24 protein-coding genes and 1 pseudogene are annotated in these 25,229 nt (G+C 70.8%); 11 read left to right on the top strand and 14 right to left on the bottom strand.

Annotated elements, in window-relative coordinates; genetic code table 11:
* Position 1 precedes the first annotated feature (1 nt).
* The 5 genes from AC3CHW_RS10745 (at position 2) to tgmC (ending at position 6,630) form a co-directional block, all read left to right on the top strand.
* Entirely contained in the window at positions 2–1,789 is a 1,788-nt protein-coding gene (locus tag AC3CHW_RS10745; RefSeq protein WP_488470279.1) for an ABC transporter substrate-binding protein, read from the top strand.
* A 128-nt stretch (positions 1,790–1,917) separates the two neighbouring features.
* Positions 1,918–2,895 carry an ABC transporter permease gene (locus tag AC3CHW_RS10750; protein WP_488470280.1) on the top strand — a complete coding sequence of 326 codons (978 nt, stop codon included), beginning with the start codon at positions 1,918–1,920 and terminating at the stop codon, positions 2,893–2,895.
* Positions 2,896–2,908: 13 nt separating this feature from the next.
* Positions 2,909–4,144: an ABC transporter ATP-binding protein gene (locus AC3CHW_RS10755; RefSeq protein ID WP_488470281.1), complete on the top strand. Its 1,236-nt coding sequence runs from the start codon at positions 2,909–2,911 to the stop codon at positions 4,142–4,144.
* The gene (locus tag AC3CHW_RS10760) at positions 4,141–5,373 is read left to right on the top strand and encodes an ABC transporter ATP-binding protein (RefSeq protein ID WP_488470282.1); all 1,233 of its coding nucleotides are present in this window, start codon (positions 4,141–4,143) and stop codon (positions 5,371–5,373) included. Before AC3CHW_RS10755 ends, AC3CHW_RS10760 begins: the two co-directional genes overlap by 4 nt.
* Positions 5,374–5,487: 114 nt before the next feature.
* A complete protein-coding gene (gene tgmC, locus AC3CHW_RS10765) occupies positions 5,488–6,630 on the top strand; it encodes an ATP-grasp peptide maturase system methyltransferase (RefSeq protein WP_488470283.1) in 1,143 nt (380 codons plus the stop codon).
* Between the two features lie 112 nt (positions 6,631–6,742).
* Here tgmC and AC3CHW_RS10770 read toward each other — a convergent pair whose 3' ends face one another.
* The 3 genes from AC3CHW_RS10770 to AC3CHW_RS10780 all read right to left on the bottom strand — a co-directional run bounded on the left by AC3CHW_RS10770 (position 6,743) and on the right by AC3CHW_RS10780 (position 9,634).
* Positions 6,743–7,006 carry a hypothetical protein gene (locus AC3CHW_RS10770; protein ID WP_488470284.1) on the bottom strand — a complete coding sequence of 88 codons (264 nt, stop codon included), beginning with the start codon at positions 7,004–7,006 and terminating at the stop codon, positions 6,743–6,745.
* Between the two features lie 293 nt (positions 7,007–7,299).
* Positions 7,300–9,162 (bottom strand): alpha/beta hydrolase, encoded by a 1,863-nt coding sequence (locus tag AC3CHW_RS10775; RefSeq protein WP_488470285.1) that lies wholly within the window; start codon positions 9,160–9,162, stop codon positions 7,300–7,302.
* Positions 9,163–9,172: 10 nt separating this feature from the next.
* Positions 9,173–9,634 (bottom strand): hypothetical protein, encoded by a 462-nt coding sequence (locus AC3CHW_RS10780; RefSeq protein WP_488470286.1) that lies wholly within the window; start codon positions 9,632–9,634, stop codon positions 9,173–9,175.
* A 148-nt stretch (positions 9,635–9,782) separates the two neighbouring features.
* Between AC3CHW_RS10780 and AC3CHW_RS10785 the strand changes: the two are divergent.
* Both AC3CHW_RS10785 and AC3CHW_RS10790 read left to right on the top strand, forming a co-directional pair.
* Positions 9,783–10,073 (top strand): annotated as a pseudogene (locus tag AC3CHW_RS10785) (ATP-grasp peptide maturase system methyltransferase); the annotation flags it as partial.
* Positions 10,074–10,422: 349 nt separating this feature from the next.
* A complete protein-coding gene (locus tag AC3CHW_RS10790) occupies positions 10,423–11,832 on the top strand; it encodes a hypothetical protein (RefSeq protein ID WP_488470287.1) in 1,410 nt (469 codons plus the stop codon).
* Between the two features lie 186 nt (positions 11,833–12,018).
* Here the strand turns inward: AC3CHW_RS10790 and AC3CHW_RS10795 are convergent, their stop codons facing one another.
* The 3 genes from AC3CHW_RS10795 to AC3CHW_RS10805 all read right to left on the bottom strand — a co-directional run bounded on the left by AC3CHW_RS10795 (position 12,019) and on the right by AC3CHW_RS10805 (position 13,534).
* Complete coding sequence (locus AC3CHW_RS10795) at positions 12,019–12,219, bottom strand: DUF397 domain-containing protein (protein WP_488470288.1); 201 nt, start codon at positions 12,217–12,219, stop codon at positions 12,019–12,021.
* A gap of 276 nt (positions 12,220–12,495) precedes the next feature.
* A complete protein-coding gene (locus AC3CHW_RS10800; protein ID WP_488470289.1) occupies positions 12,496–12,705 on the bottom strand; it encodes a DUF397 domain-containing protein in 210 nt (69 codons plus the stop codon).
* Positions 12,695–13,534 (bottom strand): helix-turn-helix domain-containing protein, encoded by an 840-nt coding sequence (locus AC3CHW_RS10805; protein ID WP_488470290.1) that lies wholly within the window; start codon positions 13,532–13,534, stop codon positions 12,695–12,697. Before AC3CHW_RS10805 ends, AC3CHW_RS10800 begins: the two co-directional genes overlap by 11 nt.
* 122 nt (positions 13,535–13,656) lie before the next feature.
* Between AC3CHW_RS10805 and AC3CHW_RS10810 the strand changes: the two genes are divergently transcribed.
* Together AC3CHW_RS10810 and AC3CHW_RS10815 are read left to right on the top strand one after the other, a co-directional pair.
* Entirely contained in the window at positions 13,657–13,905 is a 249-nt protein-coding gene (locus AC3CHW_RS10810; RefSeq protein ID WP_488470291.1) for a hypothetical protein, read from the top strand.
* Between the two features lie 181 nt (positions 13,906–14,086).
* A complete protein-coding gene (locus AC3CHW_RS10815; protein WP_488470292.1) occupies positions 14,087–14,593 on the top strand; it encodes a hypothetical protein in 507 nt (168 codons plus the stop codon).
* 60 nt (positions 14,594–14,653) lie between these two features.
* On the opposite strand, the gene AC3CHW_RS10820 is transcribed toward AC3CHW_RS10815, so the two are convergent.
* The 3 genes from AC3CHW_RS10820 to AC3CHW_RS10830 form a co-directional block, all read right to left on the bottom strand.
* Positions 14,654–15,607 carry a LysR family transcriptional regulator gene (locus AC3CHW_RS10820; protein WP_398609360.1) on the bottom strand — a complete coding sequence of 318 codons (954 nt, stop codon included), beginning with the start codon at positions 15,605–15,607 and terminating at the stop codon, positions 14,654–14,656.
* 83 nt (positions 15,608–15,690) lie between these two features.
* Positions 15,691–16,662, bottom strand: a complete 972-nt coding sequence (locus tag AC3CHW_RS10825; RefSeq protein ID WP_488470293.1) for a helix-turn-helix domain-containing protein — start codon at positions 16,660–16,662, stop codon at positions 15,691–15,693.
* Between the two features lie 127 nt (positions 16,663–16,789).
* Positions 16,790–17,365 carry a hypothetical protein gene (locus tag AC3CHW_RS10830; protein WP_488470294.1) on the bottom strand — a complete coding sequence of 192 codons (576 nt, stop codon included), beginning with the start codon at positions 17,363–17,365 and terminating at the stop codon, positions 16,790–16,792.
* A 164-nt stretch (positions 17,366–17,529) separates the two neighbouring features.
* Here AC3CHW_RS10830 and AC3CHW_RS10835 point away from each other — a divergent pair, with 164 nt between their 5' ends.
* Positions 17,530–17,676 carry a hypothetical protein gene (locus AC3CHW_RS10835; RefSeq protein ID WP_488470295.1) on the top strand — a complete coding sequence of 49 codons (147 nt, stop codon included), beginning with the start codon at positions 17,530–17,532 and terminating at the stop codon, positions 17,674–17,676.
* Complete coding sequence (locus AC3CHW_RS10840) at positions 17,673–18,848, top strand: methyltransferase domain-containing protein (RefSeq protein ID WP_488470296.1); 1,176 nt, start codon at positions 17,673–17,675, stop codon at positions 18,846–18,848. Before AC3CHW_RS10835 ends, AC3CHW_RS10840 begins: the two co-directional genes overlap by 4 nt.
* 61 nt (positions 18,849–18,909) lie before the next feature.
* On the opposite strand, the gene AC3CHW_RS10845 is transcribed toward AC3CHW_RS10840, so the two are convergent.
* The 5 genes from AC3CHW_RS10845 to AC3CHW_RS10865 form a co-directional block, all read right to left on the bottom strand.
* Entirely contained in the window at positions 18,910–20,106 is a 1,197-nt protein-coding gene (locus AC3CHW_RS10845; protein ID WP_488470297.1) for an ABC transporter ATP-binding protein, read from the bottom strand.
* Positions 20,096–21,181 carry an ABC transporter ATP-binding protein gene (locus tag AC3CHW_RS10850; RefSeq protein ID WP_488470298.1) on the bottom strand — a complete coding sequence of 362 codons (1,086 nt, stop codon included), beginning with the start codon at positions 21,179–21,181 and terminating at the stop codon, positions 20,096–20,098. Before AC3CHW_RS10850 ends, AC3CHW_RS10845 begins: the two co-directional genes overlap by 11 nt.
* Before the next feature lie 12 nt (positions 21,182–21,193).
* Complete coding sequence (locus tag AC3CHW_RS10855) at positions 21,194–22,204, bottom strand: ABC transporter permease (protein WP_387600583.1); 1,011 nt, start codon at positions 22,202–22,204, stop codon at positions 21,194–21,196.
* Positions 22,197–23,120: an ABC transporter permease gene (locus tag AC3CHW_RS10860; protein WP_398609368.1), complete on the bottom strand. Its 924-nt coding sequence runs from the start codon at positions 23,118–23,120 to the stop codon at positions 22,197–22,199. The genes AC3CHW_RS10855 and AC3CHW_RS10860 overlap by 8 nt, the downstream gene beginning before the upstream one ends.
* Positions 23,121–23,230: 110 nt before the next feature.
* Positions 23,231–24,868, bottom strand: coding sequence for a peptide ABC transporter substrate-binding protein (locus AC3CHW_RS10865; protein WP_488470299.1), 1,638 nt, complete (start codon positions 24,866–24,868; stop codon positions 23,231–23,233).
* Between the last annotated feature and the right edge of the window lie 361 nt (positions 24,869–25,229).

The following is a 25,229-nucleotide window of genomic DNA, read 5'->3' on the forward strand; positions in this document are numbered from 1 at the left end:
CATGACGGTCAACCGCACATCGAAAGTCAGAACCCGCGCGATCGCGCTGGCCACCGGGGTCCTGGTGCTCACGGCGTGCAGCGAGGGCGGCGGGTCCGGCAGCGACCGCTCGACGGAGCCGACGATGGAGGCCCACGGCATCACCCTGGGCAGCGCGGCCGACTCCACCGGCCCCGCGAAGGAGGTGCCCGGCGCGAAGAAGGGCGGCACGGTACGGGTCCTGCAACGTGACGCGTACGAGTACCTGGACCCCGGGCAGATCTACGTCACCGACGAGTTGATCATGCAGACCGTCTACAACCGGACGCTGACCAACTACCAGGTGGACGACAAGACGGGGAAGACGAAGCTGGTCGGCGACCTCGCGACCGACATCGGCAGGTCGTCGGACGGCGGCCGGACCTGGACGTACACGCTCAAGGACGGGCTGAAGTTCGAGGACGGCACGCCCATCACCTCGCGGGACGTGCGGCACTCCATCGAGCGGCTGTACGCGAAGTACCAGACCAACGGGCCCCTCTACCTCCAGCAGTGGCTCTCGGGCGAGGGGCAGACCTTCCGCGAGGCGCTGCCGGACGGCCCGTACGGCGGGGACCACCTGCCGGCGTCGGTGCTCGACACGCCGGACGACAAGACCATCGTCTTCCACTTCGACCAGCCGCGCGCCGAGGTGCCGTTCGCGGTGGCCATGCCGAACATCGGCGCGGTGCCGCCGGGCAAGGACAAGAAGGAGGGGTACAACAAGGCGCCGGTCGCCTCGGGCCCGTACAAGGTCGCCGACTTCAAGCCGGGCAAGGGCATCACGTTCGTACGCAACGAGCACTGGGACCCGAAGACCGACCCGATCCGGCACCAGTACGTGGACCGCTTCGAGGTGTCCTTCGGCCACCAGTGGATGGACTCCACGCGCCGCCTCCTCGCCGACCAGGGCGCCGACAAGCGGGCCATGACCTGGAACAACGCGGTGGACCCGGCGCAGATCTCCACCGTGTTGAAGGACCGGGAGGCGATGGCGCGCTCGCTGACCCGCACCCAGCCGTACGTGGACGTCGTCAGCATCAACACCAGCCGGGTGAAGAACAAGAAGGTCCGCGAGGCGCTGGCCTGGGCGTTCCCGGGCGGCCAGTACCTCCAGCAGTACGGCGGGCCCAAGGCCGGCGAGATCGCCGGATCGCTGGTCGGGCCCACCCTCAAGGGCCACAACCGCGACTTCGACCCGTTCCAGAAGCGGAAGTACCCCGGCGGCAACATCAAGAAGGCGAAGGAGTTGCTGAAGGAGGCGGGCGAGGAGGGCTACCGAATCGTCTACGCGTACGGCAACGACAAGCCCGCGCAGGACGCGTCGGTCGTCGTGGAACGGGCCCTGGAGGCGGCCGGCTTCACGGTGGAGAAGAAGGAGCTGGACCGCGGCACGTACTACACGCAGATCGGCAGGGTGAACAACACCTACGACCTGTACCGGTCCTCGTGGAGCGCCGACTGGCCCTCGGGCTCGACGGTCGTCCCGCCGGTCTACAGCGGCAAGAACGTCTACGACAGCTCGCCCAACTACTCCCACCTCAACTCCCCCACGATCAACAAGGAGATCGAGCGGATCGAGCGGATCGAGGACCTGAACAAGGCCGCCCCCGAGTGGGTCAAGCTGGCCGAACGCGTGCTGACCGAGGAGATCCCGCAGGTCCCGGTCTTCTACAACCGGCTGTTCACGCTGTGGGGTTCGGGTATCGGCGGGGTCAAGTTCCACGAGCCGTACGGCGCGGTCGACCCGACGGCCGTGTTCGTGAAGTGACGGCCCCCGCGCGCGGGGGACGGCCGCACTCGCGCAGCGTCGGCCGTCCACCGCGAGCGGGCAACGTGACCGTGTACTGACCGCGCACGCCCGGGGCCCGCGCCCCCGACCCGGAGACCCGCGATGCCATGCTGAGATTCCTCATCCGCCGCTCCCTCGGCGCGGTCGTGATCCTCGTCCTGATCAGCGCGATCACGTTCTTCCTCTTCTTCGCGCTGCCCGCCGACCCCGCCAGGCTGGCCTGCGGGAAGAACTGCGACCCGGCGTCCCTCGCCCTCATCAACGAGAACCTCGGCCTCGACAAGCCGATCCCCGTCCAGTACGGGGAGTTCATGGTCGGCATCGTCGCGGGCCGGGACTTCCCCGTCGGGCACTGCGACGCGCCGTGCTTCGGCTACTCCTTCGTCAACCAGGAGCCGGTGTGGCCTACCATCGTGGACCGCTTCCCCACCACGCTCTCGCTGGCGCTCGGCGCGGCCGTGGTCTTCCTGGTGGCGGGCGTGGGACTCGGCATGATCGCCGCGTGGCGGCGCGGCACCTGGGTCGACAAGTTCTTCAGCTCGCTCTCGCTGCTCGGCCAGTCCCTCCAGGTCTACTTCGTGGGCGTGCTGTGCCTGGCCTGGTTCGTCAGCGGGCTGTCGATCGTGGAGCAGCCGGCGTACCACCCGATCACCGAGAATCCCGCCAGGTGGTTCAGCGGCATGCTGCTGCCCTGGCTGGTGCTTTCGCTGATCTTCATGGCCAACTACAGCCGGATGACCCGCTCGCAGTTGGTCGAGCAGTTACACGAGGACCACGTGCGCACCGCCCGCGCCAAGGGCCTGTCCGGGCGCACGGTCTTCTTCCGGTACGCCTGGCGCGGGGCGATCGCGCCCATCGTGACCATCTTCGGCATGGACCTGGGCTCGCTGCTCGGCGGCGCCATGATCACCGAGTACACGTTCACGCTGCACGGCGTCGGCCGGCTGGCGGTGGACTCGGTCCGCCTCACGGACCTGCCCATGCTGATGGGCGTGATGCTGATCAGCTCGGCGGCGATCGTCGTGTTCACCATCGTCGTGGACGCCCTGTACGCCGTCATCGACCCGCGCGTGCGCCTCGCCTAGGAGGGCTGAGCAGATGACCACCGCCACCCACGGCGCGCCGGCGCCCGCGCCGGGCGCGGCCGGCGGCTACCTGTCCGTACGCGACCTCCGGGTGCGCTTCGCTACCGAGGACGGCACCGTCAGGGCCGTGGACGGGCTCTCCTTCGACCTGGAGCGGGGCCGCACGCTCGGCATCGTCGGCGAGTCCGGCTCGGGCAAGTCCGTCACCAACCTCACCGTGCTCGGCCTGCACGACCCGCGCACCACCACCGTGGAGGGCCAGATCCTGCTGGACGGCCAGGAGTTGACCGGCGCCGGCGAACGCGCGCTGGAACGCCTGCGCGGCAACAAGATGGCGATGATCTTCCAGGACCCGCTGACCGCGCTCTCCCCGTACTACACGGTCGGCCGGCAGATCGCCGAGCCGTACCGCAAGCACACCGGCGCCACCAAGCGAGCGGCGCGGCAGCGCGCCATCGAGATGCTGGCCAAGGTCGGCATCCCGCACGCGCGGCGGCGCGTGGACGACTACCCGCACCAGTTCTCCGGCGGCATGCGCCAGCGCGCGATGATCGCCATGGCGCTGATCTGCGACCCCGACCTCCTGATCGCCGACGAGCCGACCACCGCCCTCGACGTCACCGTCCAGGCCCAGATCCTCGACCTGCTCGGCGACCTCCAGCAGGAGTTCGGCTCGGCGATCATCCTGATCACCCACGACCTGGGCGTGGTGGCCAACGCGGCCGACGACCTGCTGGTGATGTACGCGGGCCGCGCGGTGGAACGCGGAACCGTACGCGAGGTCCTGTCCGCGCCCCAACACCCGTACACGTGGGGCCTGTTGGACTCCATGCCCACCCTGGCCGGTTCCGTGGACGCCCCACTGACCCCCATCCCCGGCGCCCCACCCAGCCTGCTCGCCCCACCCTCCGGCTGCCCCTTCCACCCGCGCTGCGCATACGCCGCCGTGGTGGGCGGCGACCGCTGCGCGACGGAGCGCCCGGCGCTGCCGGCGGGGCGCGGGGCCGCGTGCCACCTGGGCGCGGAGCGCGCGGGCGCCGTGCGGCGGGGTGGGCCGGGCGCCGTCCGGCGAGGTGGCGGCGGGACCGCGGGCGCCGGCCCGGCGGGGGCGACACGTACGGACGACGGTCCGGCGCCTACGGACGATCCGGCGCCTACGAACGGTCCGGCGCCTGCGGACGATCCGGCCGGCGGAGGCCCGGTCAACAAGGAGCCGGGTGGCGTCCCGGGCCAGGGAGGGGACCGATGACGCGGGACACGGCCACGGGGTGGACCGTGGAGCAGAGCGCGGGGAACGAGCCCGCGCCCGGGGAACCGCTGCTCGTGGCCGAGCGGCTGACCAAGCACTTCCCGATCATGGGCGGCTTCCCGTTCCAGCGGAAGGTCGGCGCCGTGCAGGCGGTGGACGGCGTCGACCTGGCGGTGCACGCGGGCGAGAGCTTCGGCCTGGTCGGCGAGTCGGGGTGCGGCAAGTCCACCACCGGACGGCTGCTGACCCGCCTGCTCGAACCGACGGCCGGCCGCATCAGCTACCGAGGCCAGGACATCACGCACGCCGACCGCAAGGCCCTCGCCCCGATCCGCTCCGAGATCCAGATGATCTTCCAGGACCCGTACTCGTCCCTCAACCCCCGCCAGACGGTCGGCGCGATCATCTCCGGCCCGATGGAGATCAACCGCATCCGCCCACCCGGCGGCCGGGAGGCCCGGGTGCGCGAACTCCTGGAGACGGTGGGCCTCAGCCCCGAGCACTACAACCGCTTCCCGCACGAGTTCTCCGGCGGCCAACGCCAACGCATCGGCGTGGCCCGCGCCCTCGCCCTCAATCCCCGCCTCATCGTCGCCGACGAGCCCGTCTCCGCCCTCGACGTCTCCATCCAGGCCCAGGTCATCAACCTGCTCCAGCGCCTGCGCGCCGAACTCGGCATCGCCTTCGTCTTCATTGCCCACGACCTGGCGGTGGTCCGGCACTTCTCGCAGCGGGTGGCGGTGATGTACCTCGGCAAGATCGTCGAGGTGGGCGACCGCGAGTCCATCTACGCCCACCCCCGCCACCCGTACACCCACGCCCTGCTGTCGGCGGTCCCGGACGCGACGGAGTTCCTCGCGGAGAGCGGACCGGCGACGGGGTTCCTCGCGGAGAGCCGACCGGCGGCGGACTCCCCCGCCGACGACCCCTCGCACGGCTCTGCCCGCCCGGCCCGCCCCGCAGGCGGCGGACGCATCCGCCTCGCCGGCGACGTCCCCTCACCCATCCGCCCGCCATCGGGCTGCCGCTTCCGCACCCGCTGCTGGAAGGCGCGCGACCGCTGCGCGTCGGAGGAACCACCCCTGACCCACATCCCGGGCAACCGGCCGGGCCACCTCACGGCCTGCCACTTCCCGGAGGACCCGACGACCGAGCGCGGCGAGGAGGTGATCCTGGACCCGGCGTTGCGGGGTGGGGATGTGGCGAAGGCTCGTGGTGTGGAGGGGTGAGGAAATTCTGTCGCCATCGCCCGCCCGACCCGCACCTGCCGTGCGGAAGGTCGTTCGCTCTACGGTGCGTTCAACCTCACCGTCAACCGCACGGCTAGCGAAAGGCCCCGGTACGTGAGCACTTCGACCCAGCTCCGCGAGACGTTGGCGGACAGCCTCACCGAGACGGGCGCCCTCACGGACCCCGAGTGGCGGAGCGCCGTCAGGGCGGTGCCGCGTGAGTTGTTCGCGGGGGCCTACTTCAGGCCGATGCCGGGCACCGTACCGACCAGCTATCGGCCTGTCCGCGAGGGCGATCCCGGGTGGCTGGAGGGGATCTACTCCGACGCGACGCTGATCACCCAACTGGACGGGCGGACCCGGCCCAACGATGTGGCGGAGGGGACCGCGACCGGCTCCCCCTCCTCCTCGTCCACCCTGCCGTCTCTGGTGCTGCGCATGTGGCAACAGCTCGGCGTCGAAGCCGGTCACCGGGTGTTGGAGATCGGCACCGGCACCGGATACTCGACCGCTCTCGGCGCGCACCACCTCGGGGACGCCAATATCACCAGCATCGAATACGACCCTGTGGTCGGCGGTGCCGCCGCTGTGGCGCTCAAAGCGGCCGGCTTCGCGCCACGGCTGATCATCGGTGACGGGCTGCGCGGCGATCCGGACGGAGGCCCGTACGACCGACTGATCGCCACGTGTTCGGTCCGGTACGTTCCGCTGCCGTGGCTGCACCAGGTCCGGCCGAGCGGGAAGATCCTCGTCACTCTCTCTGGTTGGAGTCTCGCCAACGCCCTCGCCTTGCTGGATGTGACCGGCCCCGGGGAGGCAACCGGTCGGTTCCTGCCCGGCTACACCAGCTTCATGATCGCCCGGCCGCACGACCGCCCGCCCCGACCGGCGCTGGCGCTGCTGCCGGGAGACGAGCGCCCGAGCGAGATCGACCCGACGAAGCTCGATGGCTGGACCGGTGGCTGGGTCGCGCAGCTCGCGGCACCCTCCGCCGAACGCCTGGGGACGGGCACGCAACAGATCCTCTGGGACGTGTCCACCGGCTCACAGGCCCGGACAGCTCCCAGCCCCGGCGGCGGCTGGACCGTCGTGCAGCGCGGCCCCGTCCGCCTGTGGGACCAGGTCGAGCGGGCCGTACGGCAGTGGCAGGCCGCCGGCGAACCGCACCAAGAAGGGTTCGGCATCACGATCTCGCCCGTCGGTCAGCGGGTGTGGCTCGGCACCGAGGCCGGCCCCGGGTGGGACCTGCCGATGTGACGCGCTCCCGACCCGGGCCCACGGCAACGTCAACAAGCACAGGTTACGACCGTCCCCGGCGACGCCGCCGGACCGGAGCCGCCACCCGGCTGCCCTAGCAGAGTCACCTCGCTCAGCCGTCGGAGGTGGGTGTGGCGGAGAAATCAGGGTCGCGGAAACAGCGGGAGTAGACCGCGAAGGAAATCAGGGGCTCGTGACCGTCCAGACCCTTGCGCCAGGTGATCTCCGCCTGGGTACGACTTTCGAGGTGTACGGCGAGGATCTCCAGATTGCGGTTCCGGCTGGAGTCGGTTCCCTGCTTGACGATCTTCCATCCACGCTTCGGAAGCCCGTCCGCGAGATCGCGCATGGCTCGTTCCAGGACCTTGTTGTCCACGCCGTAGAGCGACCAGGGATGCCGAACGCTCCGATACGAGTCGGCCCCGCCTCCCTCCACCCGACACGGGCTCGCCATGGGTCCGGGCTTCGTGACCTTCCCCCTGACCCGGAGGACATCGAGGAGTTCACTGGATAGGGAACCGACCTCGCCCTCCACTTCCGCGCTCCGTCGATCTCTCGGTTGGTAGTCCACATCACTCGCCTTATCTCGCGCGTGGGAGCATCCCGTGACCAACAAGAGCGCCAGACAGAGGCCAACTCCCCACCGGGCACCCTCGCGACGACGCCAGTTCACCAACTTGCTTCCCGCTTCAACGCGACGTCCCCGTACCTTCCGACAATCACGTTCGCCTGGTTCCTGAGACTCAGCGAAGCCACGCCGTCCTCCTCGTCCCAGAATTCTCCGTGCCCCTCGGCATCACTCTCCATGATGTTGGCCCCGAATTCGGGGTCGGTGGGAATGACGCCGTCACCGCCGAGACCCGCATATCTACCGCCCTCACGCACCCACTTGTCGTCGCCCCCGCCTCCCATGGCCCACATGTGCCCGAACTCGAAGCCGAGGTCGGCCGCGTGCCTGGCCTGCATACCCGGGCTGCCAACGGCCACGACGTCATCGACCGGTAGCGGATCGCTGATGGAGAAGGGTCGGTACTCACTGGTGTGCTTCGCCGTGTCACCGATGAGAGTGCTGCCGTAGCTGTGCCCGATGAGAGTCGCGTGCGCGCTTTCGCCGGTGGCGATCCGGTGAGCCGCTTCACTGCCATCGAGAAAGCTTCGCAGTTGAGGCGCGCCCCGCCTCGCGTAGTCATCGGACTGGGCTTCGGGCAAAATGTCCCCTTCAACGAAGGGCTTCGCCGTCCGCGGCGCATCGTAGTCGAACCAGGTGATGGTGGAAACGGACTGGCTCGGAGCCAGACTGGAGCTCTCCCGCCAGAGCGCCTCCCCCTTCGAGGTCTCGTCCTCGATGCTTTCCAGGTCGGTCTTCGTACCCGGTACGTAGATGGCTGTGTGATCGGCCGTGTCCGGATTTCCGTTCGCGATGATGACCCGGCCGTCCTTGTTGGCCTCCGCGTCGAAACCGAGCAGGTACGCCTCGGGTAACCCGTCCTGGCCAACCCGGTCGAATCGACTCTGGATTGTCGCCATACCGTCCAGTCGTCCCTTGAGGTGCTCGTACCGCTTCTCGTGCTTGTCGTCCCAGTCCTTCCGCTCGTCACCCCCGGCCGGCCGGGCTGGAATCGCCTGCAACTCCGTCTCGTATCGGCCCCGCGTTTCGACCAACACCGCCCGGTTGGCCTCGTCACGGACCTCGGCGGGGAGGCCGTCCAAGGCTCCTACGCTGGCGGGGTTCAGGGCGACATAGGCCGCTTTCTCATCGCGCGAAAGCCCCTTCCACCACTCGGCGTTTCCCTCCGGGTCCCCGTTCTTGGGCGGGGCGTCGATCCCCTGGACGTATTCCGTGGCCGCCCCCTGGGCGCCTTCTCTATCCCGTCCGGCATCGGCCCAGTCCGCATGCGAGACGTGCAGGTCGTCATCGGCCTTGAGACGCCTGATCTGTGGGGCCCACCGCTCGTCGGCCTCGGTGGCATCGGCGACCGCTTGGGCGATACGGTCCGCGTACTCCTGCGCGCGGCCGTAGTACGGGTTCGGGTGCTGGTTCGCCGCCTGGTCACGCAGGGCGCTGGCGGTGTCGTTCGTGTCGTCTGCGAGGTCGATCGGCGCCGAAGAACCCTGGGCCGACGCGCTGCCGCGCACCGTGCCGCCCGCCGGAATCTCGGCGTCCACCTTGTCGCCGCCCGGTGGGTAGCGCACCGAGCCGTCGGGGTTGACCGAGCAGCCACCGGCCCTAGCCGCCTCCAGAGCCGCAGCCAGCTTCTTCTGCGCAGCACGCAGCTCGCCTGCGAGCGTGGTCAGAGACGTGACCATCAGCCCGCATTCGACCTGCACATAGTGAAAGCTCTCGGAGAGTTTCTGGAGTTGCTTCACGGCCGCTTCGACGGCTTCACCGCGCAGCGCGGTCCGCATTCCGCCCGGGACCTGGCCGTTCAGGGTGTCCTTAGCCGTGCTGGCCATGTCGCGGCTAGCCCGGTAGCCGTCCGCCGCGTCCTCGAAGTCGGCGGGGCGCAGAGTCTTGAGTGTCGCGAAGTCCATGGCGCGCGGCTCACCGCCCCCGACCCTGGCCGCCCACGGTCGGGGTGTCCACGTACTGGTCATTCATGCCATCGAACGCGCCTCGCGTGGCACGGTCGTTCGCGTGCTGGACGGCACCCGCCTTCTTCAGCTGGCTCTGCACAGCCTCGCAACGCTCGCCCACGGCCTTGAGGTACCGCTGCCAGGAGACGTATGCCTCGTGCTGGGCCTGTGCGCTTGCCACGCCGTGCGCGCCGGAGCGCTGCGCGCCGCCTTGTCCGTGCTCCAGCGCCGTCAGGGCCTTCGCGACGTTGGACCGCAGAGCCCCGACGCTGCCGCCTGCCGCGTTCCAGGCAGCGCGGTCCGACTTCACGCCGTCCTGGCCACCGCCGCTCCACTCGTCCGACGCCTCGGCACTGGCCAGTCGCATATCCGCCGCACCCGCCGACGGCCCCCGCCGGATGCTGGCCCACTCCTCGTCAAACGTACTCACCCGTGTGTTCCCCGCCCCTCGGTGGCCACTTACGCGATAGCGATCACTCTACGGAGGTTGCCCGCGCGGTGTGCATGAGTAGTCATACTCAGACACCGCCGCGAGCGCCCTGGCGTCAACGGAGCGGCCTCGGTGTCCCGTTCGTCGGGTCGCGCAGCTCGCGGCACCCTCCGCCGAACGCCTGGGGACGGGCACGCAAAAGATCCTCTGGGACGTGTCCACCGGCTCACAGGCCCGGACAGCTCCCAGCCCCGACGGCGGCTGGACCGTCGTGCAGCGCGGCCCCGTCCGCCTGTGGGACCAGGTCGAGCGGGCCGTACAGCAGTGGCAGGCCGCCGGCGAACCGCACCAAGAAGGGTTCGGCATCACGATCTCGCCCGCCGGTCAGCGGGTGTGGCTCGGCACCGAAGCCGGCCCCGGGTGGGACCTGCCGATGTGACGCGCTCCCGGCCCGGGCCACCCCTGGCAACCCCCACAGGCGGTACGCAGGCGCCCGCCACGACGGCGCCCCGGAATCCCGCCCGCGAAATGGCCGAACAGCCGGGGACGTTGGTCACGGCGTAATTCGACAACCCTCGCCACCGTCAGGCGCGGTGCTCACCCCGCCTCACCACCATAACTGGACGGTGTGCTACCGCATTTGATGCAGATCAGGCGGCGGAATCGGGAACTCCGACCGCTGCGCAGCCATGGAAAGGAGTGAGGGGCCGCCGGGCCCCTTCGACCGGGTCGCGCCGTGTGCGGTGTGGCGGGCAGCCCGGGCGAGATGCTCGTCGAGAGGACGTACGGTGAGTTTGCTCAGCACGGATTCTGGTGCCGCCGGCCGATTGCGGGCCGGCCTGGTCGTCAGCGCGGCCCTGGCCGTCACAGCAGTCACGGCCACCGCGGCACCAGCGGTCGCGGCCTCCCCGGGCGGGGGCTCGGCCGAGGGCCGGGCGGCGGCCCAGGAAGGGCTTGCCCACCCGTCGGCCACGCTCGGCGCCGGCCCGATCAGCCGCACCGCGACCGGCCACCACGCGTTCGAGCCCGGGCGCGCCGGCCGCCCCGCCGGGACCCCGCACGCCGCCCCCGCCCACCCGTCCGCCGGCCCGGCGTCGCGCGTCGCCGGCTGGCAGGAGAGAACGGTGGCCGAGCCGGATGCCACGGGCATCCGCCTGACGCGCGTGGACGCGCACGTCACGTGGGCGTCGGGGATGCGCTTCGACTGGTACGGGGACAACTTCGCCTTCGTACCCACGCTGTGGGAGCGCGACGACCGCAAGGGCACCGGGTGGAAGGAGCGGGCGACCATACCCGGGCCGAACGGGTACAACGAGCGGTGGAACGACGTGGACGCCTCGTCCAGCCGCAGTGCGGTGCTGGTCGGCGACTACCACGAGCCGTCCGGCGGCGTGGTCAACCAGAGCTGGAACGGCCGGGCGTGGAAGAACTCGGTGGCCCCGGTACCGAAGGACACGATCGGTGCGGGCTTCCTGGCCGTCGACGCGCGCACCGCGACCGACGCCTGGGCGACGGGCTGGGTCCAGGTTCCCACCAGCGACTCGAACGACAGCAGGAACGTGGGCCTGCTCAGCCACTGGAACGGCACCCGCTGGACCGCGGCGAAGCTGCCCGCCATCGGCGGTGACCGGGACGGCTGGCACCTGGTCACGGTGACCGCGCTGGCCGCCAACGACGTGTGGGCGGCGGGCTCGGTGTACGGCGACGCGGGCACCCGGCCGCTCCTCCTGCACTTCGACGGCAAGAGCTGGAGCGAGGTGCGGGTGCCGGACCTCGGCGACGTACAGGCCCAGTTCGACGCGCTCGCGCCCGGCCCGGGCGGCGTGGTGTGGGCCGGCGGTACGACCAAGGCGGCGGACGGCACCCGGGGCGGTTTCGCCCTGCGGTACGCGAACGGCACCTGGACCCGCAAGCCGCTGCCGGCCGGCACAGCGCCGGTGTCCGCGGTCACCGTCAACGGGGACGCGCCGGTGTTCGTGGTCGTCGTGGGCGAGGAGCGGACCGACGTGGTGCAGGGCAACGCCGCGGGCACCCGCTGGACCTCGCTCGGCCTGGCCGACGCCGCCGCGCCGCCGCTGAACGGCTTTGACGTACTGGCCTCAGGCAAGACCATCGACGTGCTGGGACACCGCCCGCCCTCGGACGGCACCGGACGCATCGGCTACCCGGTCGTCCTGACCAAGACCGCTACGCCCTGACGAGACCGGCGGACCGGCGGACCGGCGGACCGGCGGCTGGGAACGGGCCCCGCGGCGGCCTGAGGGCCGGGGTGGTCTCAGCGAGCAGCCAACCTCGTACGGCGTGACGGCCATTCCACCGGCCTGGTCATGGAAGAACCCCCAACCGTCTGGTTGGGGGTTCTTCGGGTGTCGGCGGGTAACGGGCTACGCGCCGAAGTCGCCCACCTTCACGCCCGCCACGAAGGCGCTCCACGCGGCCGGCTCGAAGGCCAGGGCCGGGCCCTGCGGGTCCTTGCTGTCGCGTACGGGGACGACGCCGGTTGTGGCCGCGTGCGCGGGGGCCCACTCGATGCATTCGCCGCCGTTCGATGCGCTGTAGCTGGACTTGATCCAGTTCTCGGTCATGTGTCGCCACCTCGAAGGGTTAAGTGGTCAGCTCACCTCCGGTGACGGGCGAGCCGGGCAGAACCTTGATCAGGTCACACGGGCGATGTCATTCCGACACCATTCAGCTCTACGAAGGTGTATCCCCGAGCAGCCGACCCGCATTCACGCCATGAAGCCCTTCGCAACGACGGTGGACCGAAGGGCACGCCACCGGGCCTTGTGCCAACAGCAGAAGAGCCCCCCGACCTTCCGGCCAGGGGCTCCCCCGTCGAGCGGCAGCGAGCACATCTCCGATTACGCGCCGAAGTCGCCAGCCTTGACGCCCGCGACGAACGCGTCCCACGCCGCCGGCTCGAAGGCCAGAGCCGGGCCGTACGGGTCCTTACTGTCACGGACTGGGACGGCGTTCGGCACGCCGGTGCCGACCTCAACGCAGTCACCGTTGCTCGCACCGCTGTAACTGGACTTCCGCCAACTCACCACGCGCAGGTCTTCATCCTTCATCGCTGAACTCCTCCGCTACTCGCTCAAGCATGACGAGAGACTCTTCTGCCGATAGGGCATCCCCCAAGGCCAGAGCATATGCGGCCTGACAGTCATCGACCATGGCCGGCTCGTCCAGCAACCGTCCCGTCCGTAGACCTTCGACGTACGCGACACCGGGGTCATCTGGGAAGTCCATGAGAACCACCATGCTTTCGAGCAATGCGTGCGCGCCTCGGTCGAAGGGGAGCACGTGAACCCGTACGCGTCCGCGTCGCCCTAAGCCCGAGACATGCCGGAGCTGTTCCGCCATAACTGCTCCGCCCCCGACTCGTCGACGGATCACGGCCTCATCCAGGATGGCCCATACCACCGGCCCATCTGCCCCACTGATCAGGTTGGCACGCTTTATCCGTTCGTCCACGAGTTGTTCGATCTCCTGATCGTCGGGGTTGGCACGTCCTGCACGAAACACTGCACGGGCGTACTTCGGCGTTTGGAGCAGCCCGGGCACTAGCGTCACACCGTGGAGCCTGATAACGCTGGCTTCGGCTTCCAGCTCGGCCGCCGCGTTGAAGTGGTCCGCGAAACGCGCCTCAACCAGATCGCGACGCATGCGGAAGAAGAGTCCGTCAGTTCCCAGCACCTCATCCAGGCGCCGCGCATCAACCGCTCGCGGGCGTCGTCGCCCTGCCTCCCAATGGGCGACCATCTGCGGCGAGATGAGGAGGCGGCCCGCCAGCTTCTCCTGCGTGAGCCCTTTCGCCTCGCGACGTCGAGCCAACTCCCTACCGTAGAACTCCTGCGGAGATAGCCCCTCATCGGCCGCCGCCACCATCGCTGAGCTCACGCGAACCCCTCTCTACAACGCCCCTTGGAGAGCCCAACCTCCTCGCATCAGCTCAAGATACGGGCAACCGTGTAGGCAATCGATCACAACCGGTGATCGCCAGCTCTACAGGGAATTCGACCTTGGAACACAAGATGACCTTGCGGGTCTACCGAGCGCGCGGCGGGGAAGAGTCCGCCCCCGACGGTCCGCCGTCTGTCGTCACCGTCGACTCCGACGCCGTCGTCCGGGACGACTTCGCGTACGCCGCCACCGCCGCCTGGCCCCCGTGCCGCTGCCCGCTCCACCGCGCCGGGGCGGTGCCCCGCCGCGTGGAGGCGGCTCCCCAGCACGCGCAAGCGGCGCCCCTGCTCCCGGAGGTGACCCCGTGATCCGTCCCCGCGACTGGCGCCCGCGCCAAGCATCCCGTTGCCAGGTCTGCCGTGAACTCATGGTGCGTCGACAGCGCGCCCGCGCTCGCCGTGACGACGACGCGTACGTGCAGGCGAGTGCCGAACTCGACCAGCACGTCAGGGAGCGTCACGCTCCCCCACGGCACCCGGGTGGTGCGGTGTGATCGACGCGCTTCTGACGCCTCGGCAGACGTGGGTGCACCTGCTCGTCTGGTGTCCCGCCGACACCTCCAACCCGCGCGAGGAGGATCAGTTGTGGCCGCGCGTCCTCCAGGTCGCGCGGGGTGACGAGGCGGGGCCGCCCGGGGTCGTACTCCGGCCCGGGGAGTCGGTGCAGCACGCCGCCGAGCGGGTCGCCGGCGCGCTGGGCCTCACGCTCCCGCCCCCGCCGCTCCGGCTGCTCGCCGTGGACCAACAGCCCGCCGAGCCCGGCTCCCTCGAACAGCTCGGCCTGGTGCTCGACGGTGGCCGTCTGGCCGCCGACGCCATCCCCTCGTGTGACTGCGAGGGCGCCCACGAACTGGTGTGGACGCCCGTGGGCGAGCTGGGCCGCGTGGCGCTGGTCCACGCGCTGCGTACGCTCCTGCTGGACGTACGGCCCGCCGTGCTGTGGCAGGGGCTACCCGCCGCCCGTGGGAGCCACCAGGGCACCGGCGGCGCGCGGTGAGCGGCGGCCGTACGCCCGGACGGCAGGGGCGGCCACACGAGCCCGACCTGGGGGAAGGGCTCAGTTCTGGCTGCGCAGGACGGTCCGGGCGATCTGTCGGATCTCGCTCACGATGGGGCGGTCGCGGTTCGCGGCGAACCAGGTGAGGGCCATGCTGCACGGCGACAGGTCCACCACGTCGCGGTAGACGACGCCCGGGCGCGGATAGAAGTCGCGGGCGGAGGCGGGCAGGAAGCCGATCGCCTGCCCACGGGCGATGGCGTGCAGCACACCCTCGACGTCGAAGGTGAGCGGCCCGTACTTCACGGGCACGTTGTCGGGGCGCGGGCTGGCGGTCCAGAAGTCGCGCCAGACCTGCGGTGATTCCGGCGACATGGTCACCATGGTGCGGTCCGAGAGGTGCGCGAGGGTGAGGGTGTCCTCGGCGGCCAGCGGGTCGTTGGCCGGGAGGCAGACGACCCGGGGCTCCTCCATCAGGTGCAGGCTCTGGATGTGATCGGGCGCGGGCGGGCGGAGAAAGGCCACGTCCACGTCGCCGCAGGAAAGCGCCTGGTACTGGTTGATGAAGTTGAGGCTGCGCATCTCGATGACGAGTTCGGGGTGGCGCTTGTGGAGTTCGTCGAGGATGGCGTTGGTGTGCGGCATGGCGGGCTCGGCGCTGACCGTACCGATGACGACCCGCCCGGCTGTCTCCCGCGACCGCGACCGCGCCACCTGCCGCAGGCTTGCCATGGCCTCCGCCACGGCCCGCGCCTCGGGCAACAGGGCCCGCCCGGACGAGGTCAGGTCCACGACCCGACTGGTGCGGTCGACCAACTGGAGCCCCAACCGCTCCTCCAGCGCGCGGATCTGCTTGCTGAACGCCGGCTGCGACATGAAGAGCCTGGCGGCGGCGCGGCCGAAGTGCAGTTCCTCCGCCAGCACCAGGAACAGCCGGAGTTGATGGACGCTCGGGTCCGATGCCCCTTTCACCGTGCGCTGGAGAGGGAGGTCCCTGTCGTCGTCTGCGGTCATGGGGGAAAACTACTGAATCGCCAGACGAACCCGGGTGCGTGACCGGAGGCGCCCGGCCGTTCCAAGTCGCCGGCCAGGCCCGCTCAGCAGGCAGCCAGGGCGCGCCGTAACGCCTCCCGGTGTTCCCACGTCCAGGGCGCGTCCCGCAGCTCCGGAGGCAGCCCGGCGAGCCCTGCCGTGATGTGGTCCACCGCGTCCGCGTGACGGCCCAGCCCCAGATGCGCGAGGCCCATGTTGAGGCGGTTGAACTCCGGGGTGAGCCAGTAGGCCGTTGCCGGTGGGGGGAGGGCGGCTGCGGCATCCGTCAGCCGTTCCGCGTTCTCGACCATCCGCAGGGCGTCGTCGCGCTCACCCAGCTCCGCCATTCCGGCGGCGGCCTGCAACATGTCACCGAGCCGCTGGGCGGGGTGGGCGCCCGGCGTGTGTGCCGCGGCGGCGTACCAGCGGGCGACACCGTCGGGCCGGCCTTGCTGGCGGGCCAGGTAGCCCCTGAAGTTGAGGGCTTGCGCGGCCAGGGTCCCGTCTCCGATCTCGTCCGCCAACTCCACCGCCGTGGTGAGGAACCTGATCGCGCGGGCGTCCTGCCGGTCCTGGGCGAGCACCCACCCGCCGAACTGGACGAACTCCGACGCCACTGCCGTGAGCCGGTCGCGGTGCGGGCCCCGGGCGCCCTTGAGCGTGCGGGTGACCACCCGTATCCGCACCAGGGTTGCCGGGATGATCGACTCGGGGCGCATCGCGTCGTCAAGCCGTCGGTAGGCGGCGAGCACCCCGGCCAGCGCCTCCACCGTCCCGGCGTCCAGCCGCGAGGGGTTCGCCAGGCCGCGAGACGCCCGGGAGTCGCCGTCAGGGTCCAGCAACGTGTCCGCCAGCGCCCCACCGGTCGACAGGAGATCGTCCAGCGCTTCGGCGAGCTTGCGCGACGGCCGCTGCTTCCCGCCGAGGACGCGGGACAGATAGGACGGGTCGTAGTGGGTGGCGCGGGCGGCGGCCTTTATCGAGTAGCCGTTGTCGTGGAGAAGGCGGCGGGCGAGATCAGCGAAGTCGTCACGCATCGTGCCTCATCATGGGGAGGGTGACCGGTGGTCCAAGCGTAGTCACCGTTGTTCAACTGCCGCGTGGCGTACGGCCCGTTGAGCGGGAGGAGGGGGAGGAGGGGAGGACGTACGAACTCCGGCTCCCTCAGAGTTTGCCTTCCACGAGAACCGTGCGATGTCCCCCGAGCGCGCGGGAGAGCCCTTCGAGGAACCCGGGGTTGAAGTCGGGCCAGTCCCAGAACTCGAAACCGAGATACCCGAAGGCGAAGTAGCCGTCCGACCAGGTCCACGCGGTCAGGTCAGCGGGGCGTTGGCAACGCGGGCAGGCGACTGCCGCGCTGCCTGTGTCGCTCCAGTCGCTGATGGCCTCACCGAAGGGTTCCCACGCGCCCTCGATCTCCTCCAGCCGGTCGGTGGAGAAATCCGCCCGCCCGGCACAGTGAGGGCACACCGCGAACCTGGGTTCGCCCTGACCGCAGTTGAAGACCGTGCGGCTGGTCTCGATCCGGAGTCCGTCGCTGGGCTCCCAGTCCTCCTGGGCGACCGCCTTGGCCCAGGAGGGGCCGGGCGCATGCCCCAACGGCGCCCCGAGCACACAGTCGGTCAGCTCGGCCCGGACTATCCCCTCCCTGACCAGCCAGTCGAGTCCGCTGGCCGCCAGGGTGTGGGCGTCCGCGTGCGTGGCGTCGAGGTCGACGACGGTCTGAAAGTAGTTCCCCATGGGGCACCACAGTAGGAGCAGCCACCGACAGCGCGTCACCGAGCCCGTTCCTGGGTTCCGGCAGCACAAGGTGCCCTGCTACCAGCCCGTCGACTGACATGCTCGGTCACACGGCCGCTGTCCCGCCGACAGCCGAACCGCAGGACTCACGCGAGGAGTTGGCCATGGACCACAGCACCTCACACAACGGTGGCGGCGACGGAGGCGACGGTCTGCCGGGGCAGCCGTGGCCCGGTCCGCCCGCCCCGCCCACGCCGGACGGCGGGCCCGGCGTCCCCAATCCCCCCAAGAAGGCGGCGGACACGCCGTGACCGCGCACACCCATCGCGAGCGTTCCGGCCACGCCGAACTCGGACGCCGCCTGGCCGCGGCGGGTGTCCTTGCCCCGGACTGGGCTCCCGCCTTCGCGGCCGTGCCCCGGGCGGCGTTTCTACCCGAGGTGATGTGGCCCTTCGACATGGCGGCGGGCACCAGCGTGGCCGTCTCCCGGGCGGACGATCCGGATGCCTGGCAGGCGTACGCGGACGCGGACGTGCCCGTGGTCACCCAGTGGGACGACGGGGCGCACAGCGGCCGGGAGCCCGGGCGGGTGTCCACGTCGTCGGCGTCGATGCCGAGCGTGGTCTTCCGGATGCTGGCGGACCTGGACGTACGCCCGGGCGACCGGGTGTTGGAGGTCGGCACCGGGACCGGGTGGAACGCGGCGCTGCTCGCGCACCGGGCCGGCGCGGGGAACGTCGTCAGCGTGGAGGTGGACGGCGCGGTGGCCGCGCGGGCGCGGGGCGCCCTGGAACGGTTCGGGGCGGGGGTGCGGGTGGTGCACGGGGACGGCTACGAGGGGCATCGCGAGGGCGCGCCGTACGACCGGGTCATCGTCACCGCCGGGGTGCGGCGGGTCCCGTTCGCATGGGTGCGGCAGACCCGGCCGGGCGGGCTGGTCGTCCTCCCCTGGGGGACCGACTACGGCAACGGTGACGGGATCGCCCGCCTCACGGTCGCGCGGGACGGGCGGAGCGCGGCGGGGTTCTTCACCGGGCCCGTGGAGTTCATGAAGCTCCGGGCCCAGCGGCTGGCGCCCGTCGTGCACGGCGACTACGTGACGGGCGGACCGGAGGAACGGGACGCCTCGGCCACGGAGTTGACGGAGGACGCGTTGCTCGGGGAGCGGTTCGCGCCGCAGCGGTTCGCCGTCGGGCTGAGGGTGCCGCGCTGTCATCACGTCGTCGCGGAGCGGCGGGACGGGTCGCGGCCGGTGTGGTTCTACGGGCTCGACGATCGCTCGTGGGCGTGCGTGCTGTTCCGGGACGGTGCCAGCGCCCGGGTCTGGCAGTCGGGGCCGCGCCGGCTCTGGGACGAGGTCGAGGCCGCCTACCGGTGGTGGGAGGGCGAGGGCGGGCCGGGGCACGAGCGGTTCGGGCTGACCGTCACGGCGGACGGGCAGGCCGCCTGGCTGGACGCCCCGGACCGCTCCTGGCCCGTGTGAGTCCAAAGGCGCCGAGGTCGCCCCGCCTCCGGTCCCGGCGCCCGCACCCAGGCGGCCGAAGCTACGCCCCCGCCCCCCGCTCGGGTGGCGCCTCCCCCGTCCCCGCCCCCGGCTCGGGCGGCTGCGGCCCGGGCACCTCGCCCGAGTCACCCGACCCGCCCGGCCCGGCCGGCTCACCCGGCTCACCCGGCTCACCCGGCTCCCCCGACCCCGCCGGCCGCGTGGGCCCCGCGCTCGGGATCACGTCGCGTTCCTCCGCGAAGTGGCAGGCCGAGTCGTGGGCCACCGGGCCTGGGAGGTCGCGGAACTCGGCGGGGACGGCGAGCAGGGGGACTTCCAGGGCGCAGCGTTCCCGGGCCTTCCAGCAGCGGGTGCGGAAGCGGCAGCCGGAGGGTGGGTTGGCCGGGGACGGGACCTCGCCGGTGAGCAGGATGCGGGTGCGGTGTTCGCGGGCCTCGGGGTTGGGGACGGGGACGGCGGAGAGCAGGGCCTGGGTGTACGGGTGGGTGGGGTGGTCGTAGATCTCGGTCTCGGTGCCGACCTCGACCAGTCGGCCGAGGTACATCACCGCGACCCGGTCGGAGATGTGCCGGACCACCGACAGGTCGTGCGCGATGAAGACGTAGCTGAGGTCGAACTCCGCCTGGAGCTTCTCCAGCAGGTTGACGACCTGGGCCTGGACCGAGACGTCGAGGGCCGAGACGGGTTCGTCGGCGACGATGATCTCCGGGCGCAGGGCGAGGCCGCGGGCGATGCCGATGCGCTGGCGCTGGCCGCCGGAGAACTGGTGCGGGTAGCGGTTGATGTACTCCGGGTTGAGGCCGACGACGTCCAGCAACTCCTGGACCTTGCGCCGGCGTTCGCCCTTGGGCGCGACCTCGGGGTGGATGTCGTACGGCTCGCCGATGATGTCGCCGACCGTCATGCGCGGGTTGAGCGAGGTGTACGGGTCCTGGAAGACCATCTGGATGTTGCGGCGTACGGCCTTCAGGGCGCGGCCCGACAGGCGGCTGATGTCCTCGCCGCGGTAGAAGATCCTGCCCCGGGTGGGGCGTTCGAGGTGGACCAGGAGTTTGGCGACGGTGGACTTGCCGCAGCCCGACTCGCCGACGATGCCCAGCGTCTCGCCGGGGGCGAGGTCGAAGCTGACCCCGTCGACCGCCTTGACCGCGCCGATCTGCCGCTTGATGACGATGCCCTGGGTGAGCGGGTAGTGCTTGACGAGGTCGCGTACCTCCAGGATCGGCTCACTCGTCATTCAACGTCTCCTCCCAGAAGTGGCACGCGCTGGTCCGGCCGCCCCCGCCGACGGTGCCCGCGCCGGCGCCATCCGCGTCGGTCGCGCTGCCCGGGTCGGCCACCTCGTACAGCGGTGGGCGGTCCACGCGGCACACGTCCCGCGCGCGCGGGCAGCGCGGGTGGAAGGGGCAGCCGGGTGGGATGTGCATGAGGTTGGGTGGCAGGCCCTTGATGGCGTACAGCTCCTGACCCTTCTGGTCCAGGCGCGGGATGGAGTCGAGCAGGCCGCGGGTGTACGGGTGGGCCGGGGCGCGGTAGAGGTCGTGGACGGGCGCGTTCTCCACGATGCGGCCGGCGTACATCACCGCGATGGTGTCGGCGACGTCGGCGACCACGCCCAGGTCGTGGGTGATGAGGATCAGGCCCATGTCCAGTTCGCGGCGCAGTTCCGCGAGCAACTCCATGACCTGGGCCTGCACGGTCACGTCGAGCGCGGTGGTGGGCTCGTCCGCGATGATCAGGGCGGGTTCGAGGGCCATCGCCATGGCGATCATGATGCGTTGGCGCATGCCGCCGGAGAACTGGTGCGGGTAGTCGCCCACGCGCTGCGCGGCGGCCGGGATGCGTACCCGGTCCATCAGCTCGATCGCGCGCTGGCGGGCCGCCTTGCGGGACAGGCCCCGGTGCACCTCGAACATCTCGCCGAGTTGGGCGCCGACCGAGACGACCGGGTTGAGCGCGGACAGCGCGTCCTGGAAGATCATCGCCATCTGCGCGCCGCGCACCCTGCGCCGCTCCTCGCGGCCGAGGGCGAGCAGGTCGCGACCCTGGAAGCGGACCTGGCCGGCGGTGACGTAGCCGGGCGGCGAGTCGAGGATGCCCATGATGGCCTGGGCCGTGACCGACTTGCCCGAGCCCGACTCGCCGAGCACAGCGAGCGTCTCGCCGGCCCGGACGGCGTAGCTGACGCCGTTGACGGCCTGCGAGACGCCGTCCCGCAGCCGGAACTCGACGTGTAGGTCGCGTACGTCGAGCAGGGGTTCGGCGGGTGCTTCGGTGGCGGTCCTGGGGCTGGGCTCGTTGACGACGGTCACCTGCGGGGCTCCTCAGCGCAGCTTGGGGTCGAGGGCGTCGCGCACCGCGTCGCCGAGCATGATGAAGGCCAGCACGGTGATGCTGAGCGCGCCGGCCGGCCACAGCAGCATGTGCGGGGCGTTGCGGATGTGCGTGGAGGCGGCCGAGATGTCGATCCCCCAGGAGACGGTGGGGGGTTTGAGGCCCACGCCGAGGTAGGAGAGCGTGGCCTCCAGGGAGATGTAGGTGCCGAGCGCGATGGTGGCCACGACGATGACCGGGGCCACCGCGTTGGGCGCGATGTGGCGCAGCAGCAGCCGCCCGTTGCTGGCGCCGAGCGCCCGGGCGGCCTGGACGTAGTCGTTCTGCTTGACGGTGACGACCGAGCCGCGCGCGATGCGGGAGATCTGGGGCCAGCCGAGCAGCACGATGAAGCCGACCACCGGCCACACCGAGCCGCTGGTGATCACGGACAGGAAGACCAGGCCGCCGAGGACGATCGGGATGCCGAAGAAGATGTCGGCGACCCGGGAGAGCACCGCGTCCCCCCAGCCGCCGAAGAACCCGGCGAGCCCGCCGAGCAGGCTGCCGAGCAGGGCCGCGCCGGCGGTGGCGCACACGCCGACGACGATGGAGGCGCGGGCCCCGTAGACGACCCGGGTGTACAGGTCGCGGCCCTGCACGTCGTAGCCGAACGGGTGCCCCGGCTCGGCGCCCTCCTGGGCCTTGGCCAGGTCGGCCTTGTACGGGCTGCCGCTGGCGATGAGCGAGGGCCAGATCGCGATGACGATCAGGAACAGGATGATCAGCGCGGAGATGATGAAGACCGGGTTGCGCCGCAGGTCGCGCCAGGCGTCCGACCACAGGCTGCCCACCCGGGCCTCGGGTCCTGGCCCGCCCGGTGGCTGTCCGCCCTCCAGGGTCTGGGCCTCGCTGCTGGCCAGGTCGAGGGCGGGTCCGCCGGTGGGGGCGACGGCGGTGTGCGGGTCGGGCGGCAGGCCGTGGGCGGGGCCCTGGCCCGGCCCGTGCGGGGGTTCAGGCATAGCGAATCCTCGGGTCGAGCACGGCGTAGAGGAGGTCGACGAGCAGGTTGGCGACCAGGAAGACCAGCACGAGGACGGTGACGAAGCCGACGACGGTGGGCGAGTTCTGCCGCAGGACGCCCTGGTAGAGCTGGTAGCCGACGCCGTGGATGTTGAAGATCCGCTCGGTGACCAGGGCGCCGCCCATCAGGCCGCCGATGTCGGTGCCGATGAAGGTGACCACCGGGATCAGCGAGTTGCGCAGCAGGTGCCGGGTGATGATGCGGCGCCGTGGCAGGCCCTTGGCCAGGGCGGTGCGCACGTAGTCGGCGCGCACGTTCTCGGCGATCGAGGTGCGGGTCAGGCGGGTGACGTAGGCGAGCGAGACCAGGCCGACGACGACGCCGGGCAGCAGGAGTTCGTTCAGTGGGGCGTCGGGCGAGACGGTGGGGCTGACGGTGTTCCACTTGATGCCGCACAGGTACTGGAGGACGTAGCCGCTGACGAACGTCGGGATGGAGATGACGATGAGGCTCAGCAGCAGCACGGTGGTGTCGATGGCCCGGCCGCGGCGCAGGCCGCTGAGGACGCCGAGGGTGATGCCGATGAGGATCTCGAAGGCGATGGCCACCAGCGTCAGGCGCACCGTCACCGGCCAGGCGTCCGCCATGAGTTCGGTGACGGGCTGGCCGTTGAAGGCGGTGCCGAAGTCACCCTGGAAGATCTGCCCCATGTAGTGCAGGTACTGCTTCCACAGCGGTTCATCGAGGTAGAGGTCCTTGCGGATCTGCGCGGCGGTGGCGGGGTCGGGCGCCCGGTCGCCGAAGAGCGCGGCCACCGGGTCGCCGAGCGCGTACACCATGAAGAAGATCAGGAACGTGCTGCCGATGAACACCGGGATCATCTGGAGCAGCCGCCGGATCACATAGCGTCCCATGGGGGCTCCGGGGGGTTGGTGCGGCGGGTGGGGCCGGGGGCCGGGCGGGCGGCGGCCCGGCGCGCGGGCCCGGGCGCTCCGGCCGGGGCGTGGGCGCGCCGAGCCGGGCGCTAGCCGACCTTGATCTCGTTGTAGACCGGCACGCTGAACGCGTTCAGGCGTACGTCGCTGAGCCGGTCCGAGTAGCCCGCGTTGCCGTTCTGGTACCAGAGCGGGATGCCGGGCATGTCCCTGGCCAGCACCTTCTCGGCGTCCTGGAAGAGGCTGACGGCCTTGGCGCTGTCCGACTCGGCGTTGGCCCGGTCCACCAGGCCGTCGAACTCGTCGCTGCTGTACCCGCCGTCGTTGGACGAGGCGTTGGTGTAGAACATCGGCTGCAGGAAGTTCTGGATCAGCGGGTAGTCCATCTGCCAGCCGGCGCGGAACGGGCCGCGCATCTGCCGGTCGGTGATCTTGTTGCGGAAGTCGGCGAAGGTGCCGATGGAGGCGCCGACGCAGGCGTTCTCCTTGTCCAGCGCGTTGTTGATGCTGTTGCACACCGCGTCCACCCAGTCCTTGTGGGAGCCGGTGTCGGCGTTGTACGTGATCGTCATCTTGCCGCCGGGCAGGCCGCCGCCCTCCTCGATGAGCTGCTTGGCCTTCTTCGGGTCGTACTCGCACGCGTCACCGCACAGCCCCGCCTTGTAGCCGCCGTCGGCGCCGAGCACCGGTGAGGTCCAGTCGGTGGCCGGGGTGCGGGTCTTCTCGAAGATCCGCTCGGTGATCTGCTCGCGGTCGATGGCCATCGACAGGCCGCGCCGCACCTTCTCGGAGTCCGCCGTGTTCCACCGCTTGTCGTACATCGGGAAGGTGAGGGTCTGGATGATGCCGGCCGGCTGGTTGATGTACCGGTCGCCCAGGTCCTGCTTCACGTTCTTGAGCTGCGCGGCGGGGATGTCGTCGGCCAGGTCGAGGTTGCCGCCCTGCAGGTCGGTGTACGCGGTGCCGACGTCGGTGTAGACCCGCAGCTCCACGCCCCCGTTCTGGGCCTTGTCCGGCCCGCCGTACTTCTCCCACTTCTTGAGCCGCATGGACGTGCCCTTCTTGTACGAGTCCACGCGGTACGGGCCGTTGCCGACGGGCTTGCTCACCCAGGCGTCGTGGTTCTCGAAGAAGGCCCGGGGCAGCGGCGCGAACGCGGCGTAACCCAGCGTCTCGGGCCAGGTCGAGAACTTCTGGGTGAGCTGGACGGTGAAGGTGGTGTCGTTCTTCACCCGGAGCCCGGACAGCGTCTTGGCGCTGGCCTTGCCCGAGGTGGGGTGGACCTTGTCGTACCCCTTGATGTACTCGAAGAAGTAGGCGTTCTTCTGCTTGTTGTCGAGCAGCGCGCCGTAGTTCCAGGCGTCCACGAAGGACTTGGCGGTGACCTTCTCGCCGTTCTGGAAGGTCCACCCCTTCTTGATGGTGACGGTGTAGTTCTGCGAGTCCCTGGTCTCGATCTTCTGGGCCAGCATGTCCTGGGCCTTGCCGGTCTTCGGGTCGTACCGCTTGAGCCCGCGGAAGATCATGTCCAGGACCTTGCCGCCCTGCACCTCGTTGGTGTTCGCGGGCTCCAGCGGGTTCTGCGGGTCCCCCCACGAGGACCGCACGGTGCCCGTCCCGTCGCCGCCTCCGCCGCCGCTGTCCCCGCCTCCGCCGCCACAGCCGGCGGCCACCATCGCGGCGGCCAGCCCACAGACGGCCCACTTGGCGCGCCTGACTCCGCGCATGGAGCCTCCTCAAGGTCCCGAAGCACACTTAGGACCCGATATCACCCCGCGCGATCTTGCCCCGCACGCCGAGCGCGGCTATCCGGGTCGCGGACTGGGCCGGGTGGGGGTGCGCTGCCGCGCGGGGGGGGCGGAGTGGGAGTGCGCTGCCGCGCGGAGGTCGGGGTGCGGGGTGCGCTGCCGCGCGGGGCGGCCACGTAAACGCGTGGACGGCGCGACCGCCGTCCCGTTACGCTGCGGCACCATGTCCAGCCCCGAGGCGTCCAGACGCTAGCCACCGGTCATCCGGTGGCTTCCCGCGTTGCCGCACCGTAGCCCCGCCCTGACCGGGCCCGGGCTCCGTCGGCCGTGGTGGACGCGT

The organism is Streptomyces sp. MGP-BFMKR1, from assembly GCF_057766585.1.

Bases quoted from the DNA above. Each gene is read 5' to 3' on its own strand.
- AC3CHW_RS10745 (WP_488470279.1), top strand. From the start codon at position 2: ATGACGGTCAACCGCACATCGAAAGTCAGAACCCGCGCGATCGCGCTG.
- AC3CHW_RS10750 (WP_488470280.1), top strand. From the start codon at position 1,918: ATGCTGAGATTCCTCATCCGCCGCTCCCTCGGCGCGGTCGTGATCCTC.
- AC3CHW_RS10755 (WP_488470281.1), top strand. From the start codon at position 2,909: ATGACCACCGCCACCCACGGCGCGCCGGCGCCCGCGCCGGGCGCGGCC.
- AC3CHW_RS10760 (WP_488470282.1), top strand. From the start codon at position 4,141: ATGACGCGGGACACGGCCACGGGGTGGACCGTGGAGCAGAGCGCGGGG.
- AC3CHW_RS10775 (WP_488470285.1), bottom strand. From the start codon at position 9,162: ATGGACTTCGCGACACTCAAGACTCTGCGCCCCGCCGACTTCGAGGAC.
- AC3CHW_RS10795 (WP_488470288.1), bottom strand. From the start codon at position 12,219: ATGACCGAGAACTGGATCAAGTCCAGCTACAGCGCATCGAACGGCGGC.
- AC3CHW_RS10800 (WP_488470289.1), bottom strand. From the start codon at position 12,705: ATGAAGGATGAAGACCTGCGCGTGGTGAGTTGGCGGAAGTCCAGTTAC.
- AC3CHW_RS10820 (WP_398609360.1), bottom strand. From the start codon at position 15,607: ATGACCGCAGACGACGACAGGGACCTCCCTCTCCAGCGCACGGTGAAA.
- AC3CHW_RS10825 (WP_488470293.1), bottom strand. From the start codon at position 16,662: ATGCGTGACGACTTCGCTGATCTCGCCCGCCGCCTTCTCCACGACAAC.
- AC3CHW_RS10830 (WP_488470294.1), bottom strand. From the start codon at position 17,365: ATGGGGAACTACTTTCAGACCGTCGTCGACCTCGACGCCACGCACGCG.
- AC3CHW_RS10835 (WP_488470295.1), top strand. From the start codon at position 17,530: ATGGACCACAGCACCTCACACAACGGTGGCGGCGACGGAGGCGACGGT.
- AC3CHW_RS10845 (WP_488470297.1), bottom strand. From the start codon at position 20,106: ATGACGAGTGAGCCGATCCTGGAGGTACGCGACCTCGTCAAGCACTAC.
- AC3CHW_RS10855 (WP_387600583.1), bottom strand. From the start codon at position 22,204: ATGCCTGAACCCCCGCACGGGCCGGGCCAGGGCCCCGCCCACGGCCTG.
- AC3CHW_RS10860 (WP_398609368.1), bottom strand. From the start codon at position 23,120: ATGGGACGCTATGTGATCCGGCGGCTGCTCCAGATGATCCCGGTGTTC.
- AC3CHW_RS10865 (WP_488470299.1), bottom strand. From the start codon at position 24,868: ATGCGCGGAGTCAGGCGCGCCAAGTGGGCCGTCTGTGGGCTGGCCGCC.